10 protein-coding genes are annotated in these 13,877 nt (G+C 70.8%); 9 read left to right on the top strand and 1 reads right to left on the bottom strand.

Annotated elements, in window-relative coordinates:
* Nucleotides 1-5: 5 nt before the first annotated feature.
* Nucleotides 6-821: a DUF3108 domain-containing protein gene (locus AC2D9U_RS08845; protein ID WP_484748109.1), complete on the top strand. Its 816-nt coding sequence runs from the start codon at nucleotides 6-8 to the stop codon at nucleotides 819-821.
* Here the strand turns inward: AC2D9U_RS08845 and gph are convergent.
* The gene (gph, locus tag AC2D9U_RS08840) at nucleotides 804-1,445 is read right to left on the bottom strand and encodes a phosphoglycolate phosphatase (RefSeq protein ID WP_484748108.1); all 642 of its coding nucleotides are present in this window, start codon (nucleotides 1,443-1,445) and stop codon (nucleotides 804-806) included. The two genes, AC2D9U_RS08845 and gph, sit on opposite strands and share 18 nt — an antisense overlap.
* A gap of 83 nt (nucleotides 1,446-1,528) precedes the next feature.
* Here gph and AC2D9U_RS08835 point away from each other — a divergent pair, with 83 nt between their 5' ends.
* From AC2D9U_RS08835 to AC2D9U_RS08800, 8 genes are all read left to right on the top strand, one after another.
* Complete coding sequence (locus tag AC2D9U_RS08835) at nucleotides 1,529-3,007, top strand: NAD-dependent succinate-semialdehyde dehydrogenase (RefSeq protein ID WP_484748107.1); 1,479 nt, start codon at nucleotides 1,529-1,531, stop codon at nucleotides 3,005-3,007.
* Nucleotides 3,008-3,009: 2 nt separating this feature from the next.
* A complete protein-coding gene (gene gorA, locus AC2D9U_RS08830) occupies nucleotides 3,010-4,386 on the top strand; it encodes a glutathione-disulfide reductase (RefSeq protein WP_484748106.1) in 1,377 nt (458 codons plus the stop codon).
* A gap of 279 nt (nucleotides 4,387-4,665) precedes the next feature.
* Nucleotides 4,666-6,009, top strand: a complete 1,344-nt coding sequence (locus AC2D9U_RS08825) for a class II 3-deoxy-7-phosphoheptulonate synthase (RefSeq protein ID WP_484748105.1) — start codon at nucleotides 4,666-4,668, stop codon at nucleotides 6,007-6,009.
* An 8-nt stretch (nucleotides 6,010-6,017) separates the two neighbouring features.
* Nucleotides 6,018-7,160: a beta/alpha barrel domain-containing protein gene (locus tag AC2D9U_RS08820; RefSeq protein WP_484748104.1), complete on the top strand. Its 1,143-nt coding sequence runs from the start codon at nucleotides 6,018-6,020 to the stop codon at nucleotides 7,158-7,160.
* Nucleotides 7,157-8,047 carry a DMT family transporter gene (locus AC2D9U_RS08815; RefSeq protein ID WP_484748103.1) on the top strand — a complete coding sequence of 297 codons (891 nt, stop codon included), beginning with the start codon at nucleotides 7,157-7,159 and terminating at the stop codon, nucleotides 8,045-8,047. The genes AC2D9U_RS08820 and AC2D9U_RS08815 overlap by 4 nt, the downstream gene beginning before the upstream one ends.
* A gap of 9 nt (nucleotides 8,048-8,056) precedes the next feature.
* On the top strand, nucleotides 8,057-9,721 hold the full coding sequence (locus AC2D9U_RS08810) for an NAD+ synthase (protein WP_484748102.1): 1,665 nt from the start codon (nucleotides 8,057-8,059) through the stop codon (nucleotides 9,719-9,721).
* Nucleotides 9,718-10,140 (top strand): hypothetical protein, encoded by a 423-nt coding sequence (locus AC2D9U_RS08805; RefSeq protein WP_484748101.1) that lies wholly within the window; start codon nucleotides 9,718-9,720, stop codon nucleotides 10,138-10,140. Before AC2D9U_RS08810 ends, AC2D9U_RS08805 begins: the two co-directional genes overlap by 4 nt.
* Nucleotides 10,141-10,227: 87 nt before the next feature.
* On the top strand, nucleotides 10,228-13,875 hold the full coding sequence (locus AC2D9U_RS08800) for a hypothetical protein (protein WP_484748100.1): 3,648 nt from the start codon (nucleotides 10,228-10,230) through the stop codon (nucleotides 13,873-13,875).
* Nucleotides 13,876-13,877: the final 2 nt, after the last annotated feature.

Raw genomic sequence — 13,877 nt, 5'->3', positions numbered from 1 at the left:
CAGCCATGCGCCCGACCCCGCTCGCCCAGTCCATGCTCGCCATGGCGCTGCTGGCCGCCGCTCCCGTAGCGGCGCAGCCCCTGCGCGCGACCTATGAGGTCTATGCCGCCGGCATGACCGTGCTGCAGGTCGAGGCCGAGATCGAGGTCACGCCCGGTGGCTATCGCCTCGCCACCGCGTTGCGCACCCGCGGCATCGTTGCCGCCTTCGCGCCGGGCGAGCAGGCCACGCGCGTCAGCGGCGCCTGGGATGGGCTGCGCGCCCAGCCCGGCGCCTATCGCTCCGAAGGCGTGTGGCGCGGCACGGCGCGGCGCACCGTGCTGGGCTGGGAAGGCACCGATCCCCGCGCCCTCGAATTGCTGCCCGCCGACCTCGCGGAGCATGAGCCCGTGCCGCCCGAATTGCAGCGCGGCACGATGGATTCGCTCTCGGCGCTGGCCGTGCTCTCCCGCGCCGTGCAGCAGACCGGGCGCTGCGAGGGCGAGGTCGCGGTCTTCGATGGCCGCCGCCGCGCCACCTATGCCGCCACCACCCAGGGGCCGGAGCGTGTCGCGCCCTGGCGTGGTGCGTGGCACGGGGAGGCGCTGCGCTGCCGCTTCGAAGGCCGCGTCATCGCCGGCTTCCGCCGCGACGTGCCGCGGGAGCGCGCGGCGGCGCCGCAGATCGGCTCGGTCTGGATCGCCAGCCCCTATCCCGGCGCGCCGCCCATCCCGGTGCGGGTCGAGACGGTGAATCGCTGGGTCGGCACCGCCACCGCCGTGCTGCTGCGCGTCGAGCCGGTGGCGCCGCTCGCCACCCCGGTCTCAGCCCGCCCGCAATAGGGCGAGCAGTTCGGCCGTATCGGCCGCGAGCGGTGCGCCGGCCGCCATGGCAGCCGGGCCATAGCCCCAGGTCACGAAGATCGCCCGGACCCCGGCGCCGCGCGCGGCCGCCATGTCGTTGTGATGGTCGCCGATCATGATGGCCTGCGCCGGGCTGCCGCCGGCGGCGGCGAGCGTCGCCAGCAGATGCGCCGGGTCGGGCTTGCGGGTGGGGAAGGAATCGCCGCCGCCGATCGCCGCGAGGTGCCGCGTGAGGCCGAGCGCGCCCAGCACCTCCCGCGCCGCGGCCTCGGGCTTGTTGGTGCAGACGGCCAGCCGCCAGCCCTCTTCTTCCAGGGTTTCGAGCAGGGCGGGGATGCCGGGATAGGCGTAGGTCTCGATGGCCGCGTGGGCGGTGTAGTCGGCCAGGAAGCGGTCGAGCAGCGCCGGCGCGAAGGCGCGGCCGCGCGCGGCCAAGGCGCGCTCGACCAGCACGCGGGCGCCATCGCCGATGAAGCCCACTACCTCGGGCAGGCCGAAGGGGGCCAGGCCCTCCGCCGCCATCAGCCGGTTCAGCGCGGCGCGGAGGTCCGGCGCGCTGTCGATCAGCGTGCCGTCGAGGTCGAAAAGGGCGATGCGGGTCATGGCCTTCGGATAGGCCGCGGCCCGGCCCTGTGCAATCGCCGGCGTGCCGCCCTATCTTACGCGCAGGGACAAGGAACACCGCCATGCTCGACACGCTCGCAAAACTGCCGCTCAAGGATCCGGAGCTGTTCCGCCAGGCCAATTGCATCGGCGGCGCCTGGGTGCAGGCCGATTCCGGCGCCACGCTGGCGGTTCGCAACCCCGCCACGGGCGAGGTGATCGGCCATGTGCCGGCCATGGGCGCCGCCGAGACGCGCCGCGCCATCGAGGCCGCGCAGGCCGCCTTCCCGGCCTGGCGCGCCATGCTGGCGAAGGAGCGCAGCGCGATCCTGCGCAAGCTCTATGAATTGATGCTGGCGAACACCGATGACCTGGCCGCGATCATGACGGCCGAGCAGGGCAAGCCGCTGGCGGAATCGAAGGGCGAGATCGCCTATGCGGCAAGCTTCATCGAGTGGTTCGCCGAGGAAGGCAAGCGCATCTATGGCGACACCATCCCGCAGAATGCGAAGGGCCGGCGCATCCTGGTGATGAAGGAGCCGATCGGCGTCTTCGCCGCCATCACGCCCTGGAATTTTCCGAGTGCGATGATCACGCGCAAGGCCGGACCGGGCTGGGCGGCGGGCTGCACCGGCGTGATCCGCCCGGCCTCGCAGACGCCGTTCAGCGCGCTGGCGATTGCCGTGCTGGCCGAGCGCGCGGGCATGCCGCCCGGCGTGTGCAACATCGTCACCGGCCCCTCGGGCGGCATGGGCGCGGAACTCACCGGCAATCCGATCATCCGGAAGTTCAGCTTCACGGGCTCGACCGAGGTGGGGAAGAAGCTGCTCGCGCAATGCGCGCAGACGATCAAGAAGACCTCGATGGAGCTGGGCGGCAACGCGCCCTTCATCGTCTTTGACGATGCCGATCTCGACGCCGCCGTGCAGGGCGCGATGGCGAGCAAGTATCGCAACACCGGCCAGACCTGCGTCTGCGCCAACCGCATCCTGGTGCAGGACGGCGTCTATGGCGCCTTCGCGGCGAAGCTGAAGGTCGCTGTCGAGGCCTTGAAGGTCGGCAATGGCATGGAGCCGGGCGTCACCCAGGGCCCGCTGATCAACGCCGATGCGGTGGCGAAGGTCGAGGAACACATCGCCGACGCCACGGCGAAGGGTGCCGCCGTGCTCACGGGGGGCAAGCGCCACGGGAATGGCGGCACCTTCTTCGAGCCGACCATCCTGACCAACGTGCCGCATGACGCGCTGGTCTTCCGCGAGGAGACCTTCGGCCCCGTGGCACCCCTGTTCCGCTTCAAGACCGAGGCGGAGGCGATCGCGCTGGCGAATGATTCCGAATTCGGCCTCGCCGCCTATTTCTACGCCCGCGACGTGGGCCGCATCTTCCGCGTGGCGGAGGCGCTGGAGAGCGGCATCATCGGCATCAACGAAGGCATCATCTCCACCGAGGTCGCGCCCTTCGGCGGCGTGAAGGAAAGCGGGCTCGGGCGCGAGGGCAGCAAATACGGCATCGAGGATTATCTCGAGGTGAAGTACCTCGCCCTTGGTGGCCTCGGAGCCTGAGCATGACCTACGACTATGATCTCTTCGTCATCGGCGGCGGTTCGGGCGGCGTGCGCGCCGCGCGGATCTCGGCCGGGCATGGCGCGCGCGTGGGTGTCGCCGAGGAACGCTTCTGGGGCGGCACCTGCGTGAATGTCGGCTGCGTGCCGAAGAAGATCATGGTCAATGCGGCCGAATACGGGATGTGGGCGGGGGATGCGGCGGCCTTCGGCTGGTCGCTCGAGAACCACGGCCATGACTGGGCCAAACTGGCGGCCGCGCGCGACAAGGAAGTGGCGCGGCTGTCGGGCATCTATGGCCGGCTGCTCGGCGGCGCGGGCGTGACGAGCTTCGATGCGCGCGCCACCTTCCTCGACGCGCATACGCTCGATGTCGGCGGTCAGCGCGTGACCGCCGAGCGCATCCTCATCGCCACCGGCGGCAGGGCGGAACGGCTGGACATTCCGGGCGCGGAACTTGGCCTGATCTCGGACGACCTGTTCACGCTCAACGCGCTGCCCAAGCGCGTGATCGTGATCGGCGGGGGCTACATCGCGCTCGAATTCGCCTGCCTGCTGCGCGGGCTGGGGGCGGAGGTGGAGGTGCTCTACCGCGCCTCCCTGCCGCTGCGCGGCTTCGACGAGGATATCCGCACCGCGCTGGTGGAAGCCATGACGGCGCAGGGCATCACGCTGACGCCGGATGTGACGCCGCTGCGCATCACGAAGATGCAGGACCATCTGATGGTCGCACTCTCCAACAACTTCATGCGCGAGACGGATGCGGTGTTCTTCTGCACCGGCCGCACGCCCAACACCAAGGGCCTGGGGCTGGAGAAGGCGGGCGTGGCGACCACGAAGCACGGCGCCGTGATCGTCGATGACGACCACCGCAGCAGCGTGCCGCACATCTACGCGCTGGGCGATGTGATCGACCGCGTGAACCTCACCCCCATGGCGACAGCCACGGGCCATGCGCTGGCCGATACCCTCTTTGGGAAGAATCCGCGCCGCGCGAGCTATGAGAACGTGCCCACCGCCATCTTCACCTCGCCGCCCATCGGCACGGTCGGGCTGAGTGAGGCCGAGGCGGCGAAGCGCGGCCCGGCGGACATCTACGTCACCCGTTTCACGCCGATGCGCCACACGATCAGCGGCCGGGCCGGGCGCAAGACGTTGATGAAGCTCGTCGTCTGCCAGGCGACGCAGAAGATCCTCGGCGCCCACATGCTCGGCGAGGATGCGGCCGAGATCATGCAGGGCATCGGCATTGCCGTGGTGATGGGCGCGACCAAGCAGGATTTCGACCGCACCATCGGCATCCACCCGACGGCGGCGGAGGAGTTCGTGACGCTGCGCACGCGCGCCCGGGTCGCCGGCGCCCGCGAAGCGGCGGAATAGCAGGACACCCCGAGGATCGGTGCCGGAAAGCCCTCTCCCCCCCTTTCCGGGGGGAGAGGGTTGGGTGAGGGGGGCGCTTAACCACCTGAAATGCTTTCCTTATCTGCGGCTCCTCCCTCTTCCTGCCCTCTCCCCCTTTGGGCGGAGAGGGTTTCAACCCTTGATTTTCCGCGGTTTTCCAAGCTTTGCCTCAGCCCCGCCTGCCGCTAAGGTCAGGCCAGGAGCAATGCCAGGACCAGACCAATGACGCGCGTATGGAGCCCCGACTCATGGCGGGCGATGCCGATCCGACAGGTGCCGGACTACCCCGACCAGGCCGCCCTCAAGGCCATGGAGGCCAAGGTCGGCCGATTTCCGCCCCTCGTTTTTGCAGGTGAGGCTGATCGGCTGAAGGCCCAGCTGGCGCGTGCAGGCAATGGTTCGGCGTTCATTCTTCAGGGTGGTGACTGCGCCGAGAGCTTCTCCGAATTCCACGCCAACACCATCCGCGACACCTTCCGCGTGTTGTTGCAGATGGCGGTGGTGCTCACCTTCGGCGCCTCGCTGCCGGTGGTGAAGCTCGGGCGCATGGCGGGGCAGTTCGCCAAGCCGCGCAGCAGCGACACCGAAACGATCGAGGGCGTGACCCTGCCCTCCTATCGCGGGGACATCATCAACGGCCCCGATTTCACGCCCGAGGCGCGCATCCCCGACCCGGCGCGGATGGAATTCGCCTATCTGCAATCCGCCGCCACGCAGAACCTGCTGCGCGCCTTCGCGACCGGCGGCTATGCCGACCTGCACGAGGTGCATCGCTGGAACCTCGATTTCGCGGCGCGCTCCCCGCTCGCCGATCGCTACGCGGACCTCGCCGGGCGCATCGACGAGACGCTGCGCTTCATGGGCGCCTGCGGCATGTCCGACCTGCCCCAGGTGCGCGAGACCGAGTTCTACACCAGCCACGAAGCCCTGCTGCTGCCCTATGAGGAGGCGCTGACGCGCCAGCCCAGCACGCATCCGGGCCGCTGGTTCGCCTGTTCCGCCCACTTCCTGTGGATCGGCGACCGCACGCGCCAGCCCGATGGCGCGCATGTGGAGTTCATGCGCGGGGTGGCGAACCCGATCGGCATGAAGGTCGGCCCGAGCATGGAGGCCGACGAACTCATCCGTTTGTGTGATCTGCTCAACCCGGGCAATGAGATGGGGCGCCTCACCCTCATCACCCGCATGGGCGCCGACAAGGTCGAGGCCAAGCTGCCGGGCCTGCTGCGCGCGGTGAAGCGGGCCGGGCGCAACGTGGTGTGGCTCTGCGACCCGATGCATGGCAACGGCGTGAAGGCCGGCGCCTTCAAGACCCGCAGCTTCGACGCGATCCTGACCGAGGTGCGCCGCTTCTTCGACTGCCACGCGGCCGAGGGCACCATCCCCGGCGGCGTGCATGTGGAGATGACGGGCCAGAACGTCACGGAATGCCTCGGTGGCGCGCACAAGCTCACGGAAGCGGATCTGGGGGCGAACTACGCCACCTTCTGCGACCCGCGGCTGAATGCGGAGCAGTCCCTCGAACTCGCCTTCCTGATCGCGGAGGAGCTGAAGGAGCGTCGGCCCACGGGCGCGTCCCTCCCGGCACGCGCCGCCCAGTAATGCCGGGGATGGACGAGTCCGACATCACCGGGCGGACCGACAGCTACTTCAACCGCACCAAGGCGGTGGTGCGCCGGTTCGGGGATTGCCGCGTCACCTACGCGGTCTTCCTCCGCCGCCCGGTGATCTCCGCCCCGCGGCTGGCGACGCAATGGCTTGAAGCCGTCGCCGCCGCGCGTGGCACGGGTTTCGACATCGAACTCATGCATGCGGAGGGCGATTGGGTCGGCGCGGGCGACCCGATCTTCTACCTTTCGGGCTCCTTCGTGCAGCTTGCCGATCTCGAAACCATCCTGCTGCAGAAGCTGGGCGCGGCCTGTGTTGCCGCGCACAACGCCTACCAGATGTGCGTGGAACTCCCCGGCGTGCCCTTCCTGGCCATGGAGGCACGGCACTGCGCCGGCGCCGAGATGCAGGAGATGATGGCCTATGCCGCCGCCATCGGCGGCCGCGCCGCGCAGCGCGAGGGCGCCAAGGGCTTCATCGGCAACGCGAATGACGCCACGGCCCATTGGTTCGGCGCGCCGAAGGGGCTCGGCACCATGCCGCACGCCCTGATCGGCTATGCCGGCACCACGGTGCGCGCGGCCGAGATGTTCCACGAGACCTTCCCGGCCGAGAACCTCACCGTGCTGGTGGATTATTTCGGCCGCGAGGTGACGGATGGCCTGGCCGTCTGCCGCCGCTTCCCCGAACTCGCCGCGGCCGGCAAGCTCGCCGTGCGGCTGGACACGCATGGCGGGCGCTTCCTCGAGGGGCTGGACCCCGGCGAGAGCTATGCGGTGCTGGAACGCCACGCGCCGCAGGCGGTGCGGCGCTACCGCTCCGAGACAGAACTGCGCCACCTTGTCGGCACCGGCGTCTCGGCCGCCGCCATCTGGCGGATGCGCGAGGCGCTGGACGAGGCCGGCTTCCCGCAGGTGCGCATCGTCGCCTCCTCCGGCTTCGGCGTGGGCAAGTGCCGCGTCATGGCCGAGGCGCGCGCGCCGATCGATGTGGTGGGCACCGGCAGCTTCATCCCCGATGCCTGGAGCGAGACCTACGCCACCGCCGACATCGTGGATTACGACGGCCAGGCGCGGGTGAAGATCGGGCGCGAATTCCTGCTGCGCCACAACGGCACCCGCAAGCGCGCGGCCAGTGGCAGTTGAGTGAGGCGGCGGCCGCGCGCGAACGCCGCATCGGCTATCTCTGCGCGTTCCTGGTGCTCTTCGTCTGGGCGGGATTCCTGCTGTCCTCGCGCCTTGCCGGCACGCAGCCCTTCACGGCCTGGGACGTGGCGGCGCTGCGCTATGCCGGGGGGTCGCTCGCGGCGCTGCCGCTCGTGCTGCTGCTGCGCCCGGCGCGGGTGAAGGTCACGCATCTGGCAGCGATGCTGGCCACCGCGGCCTTCGGCTTTCCCATCCTCGCCTATCACGGCTTCGGCTTCGCCCCGGTGGCCCATGCGGGGGTGATGAATGCGGGCATGCTGCCCTTCCTCACCGCCGGCCTCGCCGCGATCTTCCTGGGCGAGCGCTTCAGCCGCCGGCGGCTGCTCTCGCTGTTCGTCGTGGCCTGCGGGATCGGGCTGATCGCGGCCGACACCTTCGGCCACCACCCCGGCGCCTGGCGCGGCGACCTGCTGTTCCTGTCCGGGGCGACCGCCTGGGCCATCTACACCCTGCTGGTGCGCCATTGGGGCATCTCGGCCGAGGCGGCCACGCTCTCGGTCGCGCTCTGGGCGGGGCCGATCTACCTGCCGATCTGGTGGTTCCTGCTGCCCTCCAACCTGGCCGCCGTGCCGGTGGGTGCCATCGCCTACCAGTTCGTCTTCCAGGGCATCTTCGCGGCGGTGGTGGCGGGCTTCCTCTTCACCCGCGCCGTCACGGCCCTGGGCGCGCCGCGCACCACGGCGATCACGGCGCTAGTGCCGGGCATGGCCGCGCTGGCCGCCTGGCCGCTGCTGGGCGAGCCGCTGGGGCTGGCCGGGTTGGCGGGCATCGCGGTGGCGACGCTGGGGATGATCCTCGCGGTTGGCATTCCCCTGCGCAGGGCCTAAATCCGGCCGATGACCGACCGTCTCCGCATCGCGCTGGCCCAGATCAACCCGCATGAGGGGGCGCTGGACGCGAATGCCGATCGCATCCGCCGCGCCCGGGCCGAGGCCGCCGCGGCGGGGGCGGATCTGCTGGTCACGCCGGAATTCTCCATCGCCGGCTACCCGCCCGAGGACCTGATCCTCAAGCCGAGCTTCGTCGCCGCCTGCATGGCGCGGATCGAGGCCCTGGCCGCCGAGACCGCCGATGGCGGGCCGGGGATGGTGGTGGGCGGCCCGTGGCTCGATGGCGATCGCCTGCACAACGCGCTCTATGTGCTGGAGGGCGGGCGCATCCTGGCGCGGCGCGCCAAGCATGAGCTGCCCAATTACGGCGTCTTCGACGACAAGCGCGTCTTCACCGCCGGCCCCGCGCCCGGCCCCGTCGCCTTCCGCGGCGTGCGGCTGGGGCTCATGATCTGCGAGGATTGGTGGTTCCCCGCCGTGTCGGAGACGCTGCTGGAAAGCGGCGCCGAGATCCTCATCAGCATCAACGGCTCGCCCTTCGAGGCCGAGAAGCAGGCGGCCCGCGTGCAGCTTGCCGTGGCGCGCGTGGTGGAAACCGGCCTGCCCTTCGTCTTCCTCAACCAGATCTGCGGCCAGGATGAACTTGTGTTCGAGGGCGCGTCCTTCGTGCTGAACGCGGACCGCTCGCTCGCCGTGCAGATGCCGATGTTCGAGGAGGCGCTGGCGATCACCGACTGGTCGCGCGGGCCGGAGGGCTGGGCCTGCGCGGCGCAGCCCCTCGCCCCCGAGGTGCCGCGCCTCGCGCAGATCTACCGCGCCATGATGCTCGGCCTGCGCGACTATGTGGACAAGAACCGCTTCCGCGGCGTGGTGCTGGGGCTGTCGGGCGGCATCGATTCCGCGCTCTCCGCCGCCGTCGCCGCGGATGCGCTGGGTCCCGGGCGCGTGCGCGCGGTGATGATGCCCTCCCCCTACACCTCGCCCGAGAGCCTGGAGGATGCCCAAGGCTGCGCCGACCTGCTCGGCATCCGCTATGAGACCATCCCCATCGGCCCGGCCATGGATGCCTTCCACGGCATGCTGGCACCCGCCTTCGGCAACCGAGCCCCCGACATCACCGAGGAGAACCTGCAGTCGCGCATCCGTGGCGTGACGCTGATGGCGCTCTCCAACAAGTTCGGCGACATGCTGCTGACGACGGGCAACAAGAGCGAGATGAGCACCGGCTATGCCACGCTCTATGGCGACATGTGCGGCGGCTATTCGGTGCTGAAGGACGTCTGGAAGATGACCGTCTTCGCGCTCTGCCGCTGGCGCAACGAGAACCTGCCGCCCGGCGCGCTCGGCCCCGCCGGTGCGGTGATGCCCGAGCGCGTCATCACCAAGCCGCCCTCCGCCGAACTCAAGCCGGATCAGAAGGACCAGGATTCGCTGCCGCCCTATGAGGTGCTGGACGCGATCCTCGAAGGCCTGGTCGAGCGCGAGCTGGATGTCGATGCGCTGGTCGCCGAGGGGCATGACCGCGCGACGGTGCTGCGCGTCTGGCGGCTGCTCGACCGCGCCGAATACAAGCGCCGCCAGGCGCCGCCGGGCGTGAAGATCTCGCCGCGCGCCTTCGGCCGCGACCGGCGCTACCCGCTCACCAACGGATTCACGGGTCTGATCGCATGAGCGGACACGACCACGACGAGGACGAAGACCCCATCCTGCTCGATGAAGCCTTCGGGCGCGTCGAGGGGCTGGAGGTGCGGATCATGGACCTCTCCGGCGCCAATGGCTCGGAACCCGTGGAGGTGGTGCGCGGCTTCGAGACCATCCTGCACGCCAACGCCTTCGCCCGGCGCTATGTGCGCGACAGCATCGACCGCTGCCGCGCGCGCGGCATGGGACAGCAGGCGGTGATGGATGCCTGGTTCGCCTTCGGCGAGGATGCGGTGGTCGAGGGCGCGGGCGAACAGGCCTGGACCAGCGCCAGCGAACTCCAGGCCTTCACGGCCGCCCCGGCGCGCGACGCCGAGGACCGCAACTGGCGCATCCTCGACCCGCGCCGCGACGGCGATGACGCGGATGAGGAAGAAGAGGCCGGCTGACCCCGAACGGGGCGGCTTTCCCTGATCGGCAAGGGAACGTAACATCCTTGCGCGCCCGCAGCCTTGCCGGCGCCGGGGACGCTGCCGATGCCACGCAACCTGCCGATCGCCCCGCCCGAGGCCTTCGCCGATTTCGCCAACCTCGCCTTCCCGCTCGCCACCGGCGGCAACCTGATCTTCTGGGCCATCCGCACGCCCGAGCCGGTGAGCGTGATCGGCTTCGGCGGCCGCGGCTTCGACGCCGACTGGGCGCCGCTGGCCGAGGAATTCGGCCTCGCGCTCGACATCACCCGGGTCATCGCCCCGCCGAGCTTCCTCGCCCTGCCCGAGGCCGCCGGCGTGGTCGTGGCCTGGGCCCAGGTGGATGAGGCCGGCACGCCGCGGCTGATGGCGCAACTGATCCTGGCCGATGGGCGGATCAGCGCCCTTGCCACGCTGCCCGGCGCGCTGACCGCGGATGGCACGCTGGCGGGCGAGGTCACCGCCCCCGATGGCCGCCTGCTGGCGCTCAGCGCCGCGGTGGATGCGGATGAGGCCGGGGGCAACGGCACGGTGCGGCTCACCGCGCGGCTCGGCACGCTGGACGCGGTCAGCGCCAGCCTGCCCAGCCCGCCCCAGACCACGCTGCTGCCCGACCCGACAGATACCGGCGGCGGGGGCGGCGGTGGGGGTGGGGATGGGGGCGGCGATCCCGGCCCGGTGCCGCGCGGGCCGAGCTGGCTCGAAACCCCCCTGCCCGAGGCCGCGGGCGCGCCGGTGCTGGGCTCCAACCTGCTCGCCCCGGCGGATTGGGAATCCTCGCAGCCCTTCATCGATCTCTTCAAGGGCTCGCGCGCCTGGGTGACGCGCCGCGACGAGGCCTGGAACACCGGCGAGAATGACCGCGTGACCTTCGACGCGCAGGGCTGGGTGGTCGCCAAGCCCGCGGATATCGACACGGTCTCGACCATCCTCTTCACCGGCTCAGACGCCCTGGCCCACCCGCCGGGGCGCTATGTCGTGACCTGGGAGGGTGCGGGCGAGCTGCGCATCTCCGCCCCCAACATCGACCTCGCGGCCTCGGGCGAACACCGCCTGGTCTTCGACTACGCTGAGGCCGGCAACCTGCTGATCGAGATCGCCAGCACCGACCCGGCCGGCAGCGGCGACTACATCCGCAACATCCGCGTCTTCGAGGAGCGGCTGGAACCGCTGCTCGCGGCCGGGGAGGTCTTCCACCCCGTCTTCCTCGAGCGTGTCGAGGATCTGCGCGTGCTGCGCTTCATGGATTGGGGCAACACCAACAACAACCCGCCCGGCGACTGGGCCACCCGCACCGAGCCGGGCGACGCGCAATACATGGTGGGCGCGGGCATCCCGGTGGAGATGATGGTGCGGCTCGCCAACCAGGTGGCCGCCGATGCCTGGTTCTGCATCCCGCATCTGGCCGACGACGCCTTCGTGCGCGCCTATGCCACGCTGGTGCGCGACACGCTCGATCCCGCGCTGCGCGTCTATGCGCAATTCTCCAACGAGCAATGGAACTGGGGCTTCCCGCAATCGCATCACGGCGTGGCGCAGGCCGCCGCCGATCTGGGCTTCGAGGGCGGCACCGGCTGGCTGCAATGGTATGGGATGCGCGCCGCGCAGGTGGCCGAGATCTGGCGCGCGGTCTTCGCTGAGACCGGCCAACAGGACCGGCTGCGCACGGTGTTCGAGGCGATGGTCCTGCCCGAGCCCGCCCTGACCGCGCCCGACTATGTGCGCCTGCACGGCATCCGCCCGCCGCATGAGAGCTTCGATGTCTTCGCCACCTCGGGCTATTTCGGCTACGGCTTCACCCTGGCCGAGAACCGCCCGACCCTGGAGGCCTGGCTGGCCGAGCCCGATGGCGGCTTCGCCAGCGCCTTCCGCCAGATCCTGGAAGGCGGGCTTCTGGCCGTGGAGGGCCGCACCGACAGCCTGCCCGCCCTGGCCGGCTTCTGGGCCGACCAGGCGCGCATCGCGCATGGCTACGGGCTTGAGATGGTGGTCTATGAAGGCGGGTCGCACATCGCCGACCCCTTCGCCGCCGCCCCGCCGCCTGAGATCCTGTCCTTCTTCCAGGCGCTGCACCGCCACCCGCGCATGGCGGAGGCCTATACCGCGCTGCTGGAGAATTGGCGCGAGGTCGGCGGCACGGTCTTCGTCAACTTCACCGATGCCGGCGTGCCCAGCCGCTATGGCAGTTTCGGCGTCTACGAGACCATGCGCGACACCACCTCGCCGCGGGCCGAGGCGCTGGCGGCCTTCCAGGCAGCCAATTCGCCCTGGTGGAACGACCCGCGCGGGACGGAGGTCTTCGCCAATGGCAGCCTGCTCACCGGCTGGCGCGGAGAGACCGTGCTGCGCGGCGGCGCGGGGGATGACCGCTTCTTCCCCCTCACCCCCACAGGTGCCTCGACGCTGATCGGCGGGGCGGGCGATGACAGCTATTGGCTCGACAGCGCGCAGGACCGGGTGGTCGAGCGCGCCGGCGGGGGGGTGGACCATGTGCGGGCCGGCTTCAGCCTGGCCCTGGCGGCGCATGTCGAGCAGTTGAGCCTGACCGGCGCGGCGGCGCTGGACGGGCTGGGCAATGGGCTCGCGAACCTGCTGCGCGGCAATGCCGGCGCCAACCGGCTCGATGGCCGGTCCGGCGCGGACACGCTGGTCGGCGGCGCGGGCAACGACACGCTGGTGGTCGATGATCCGGGCGATGTGGTGCAGGAAGCCGAGGGGGGTGGCATCGACCTCGTGCTGGCCTCGGTCAGCGCCACCCTCGCCGAACATGTCGAGCATCTCAGCCTGACCGGCACGGCGGCGAACGACGCCACGGGCAATGCGGCTGCGAACCGCCTGACCGGCAATGCCGGCGCCAACCGGCTCGACGGGCAGGCGGGCGCGGACACGCTGCGTGGGGGCGCGGGGGACGACACCTATCTGGTCGATGACCCCGGCGACCGGGTGCTGGAGGGCACGGACCAGGGCGCGGACCTCGTCCTCGCCAGCATCAGCTTCACGCTCGGCCCGAATCTCGAGGCGCTGACGCTGCTCGGCACGGCGGGGCTTTCGGCCAATGGCAATGCCGGGGCGAACCTGCTGCGCGGCAATGACGGCGCCAATCGTCTGGATGGAAGGGGCGGCGCCGACACGATGATCGGCGGCGCGGGCAACGACACCTATGTCGCGGCCGAGGCCGGCGATGCGGTGGTCGAGGCGCCCGGCGGCGGCACCGACCTCGTGCTGGCCGCGATCAGCCTGACGCTGGCGGAAGAGGTCGAGAACCTGACCCTCACCGGGCTTGCGGGGCTGTCGGGCACGGGCAACGGGTCGGCGAATCTGCTGCGCGGCAATGCCGGGGCGAACCTGCTGGCGGGCGCCGAGGGCGCCGACACGCTGTTCGGCGGCGCGGGCGCCGATACGCTCACGGGCGGCGCGGGGCAGGACCGGCTGCTCGGCGGGGCGGGGGCGGATGTCTTCGTCTTCGCGGTCGCGCCCGGGGAGGCGGATGCCGACCGCATCGGCGATTTCGACCCGGCGCAGGACCGGCTGCTGCTCAGCCACCCGGCCTTCGGCCCGCCCGGCCCGATCGCGCCCGGCGCGCGGCTGGGCTACGACGCGGTGACGGGCGTGCTGTCCTTCGACGCCGACGGCGCGGGCGGGGCACCGGCCCTGCGCCTCGCGACGCTCGCCGCCGGGCTCGACCTCAGCGGGGCGGAGATCCTGATCGGCTGACG

This window comes from Roseomonas sp. TF40 (assembly GCF_057219975.1).
The sequence above is the reverse complement of the archived record's forward strand: the minus strand, read 5'-3'. Positions and strand labels throughout refer to the sequence as shown.

Excerpts from the sequence above, each read along its gene's own strand:
- gorA (WP_484748106.1), top strand. The coding sequence starts at position 3,010 with ATGACCTACGACTATGATCTCTTCGTCATCGGCGGCGGTTCGGGCGGC.
- AC2D9U_RS08825 (WP_484748105.1), top strand. The coding sequence starts at position 4,666 with ATGCCGATCCGACAGGTGCCGGACTACCCCGACCAGGCCGCCCTCAAG.
- AC2D9U_RS08820 (WP_484748104.1), top strand. The coding sequence starts at position 6,018 with ATGGACGAGTCCGACATCACCGGGCGGACCGACAGCTACTTCAACCGC.
- gph (WP_484748108.1), bottom strand. The coding sequence starts at position 1,445 with ATGACCCGCATCGCCCTTTTCGACCTCGACGGCACGCTGATCGACAGC.
- AC2D9U_RS08800 (WP_484748100.1), top strand. The coding sequence starts at position 10,228 with ATGCCACGCAACCTGCCGATCGCCCCGCCCGAGGCCTTCGCCGATTTC.
- AC2D9U_RS08810 (WP_484748102.1), top strand. The coding sequence starts at position 8,057 with ATGACCGACCGTCTCCGCATCGCGCTGGCCCAGATCAACCCGCATGAG.
- AC2D9U_RS08805 (WP_484748101.1), top strand. The coding sequence starts at position 9,718 with ATGAGCGGACACGACCACGACGAGGACGAAGACCCCATCCTGCTCGAT.
- AC2D9U_RS08845 (WP_484748109.1), top strand. The coding sequence starts at position 6 with ATGCGCCCGACCCCGCTCGCCCAGTCCATGCTCGCCATGGCGCTGCTG.
- AC2D9U_RS08835 (WP_484748107.1), top strand. The coding sequence starts at position 1,529 with ATGCTCGACACGCTCGCAAAACTGCCGCTCAAGGATCCGGAGCTGTTC.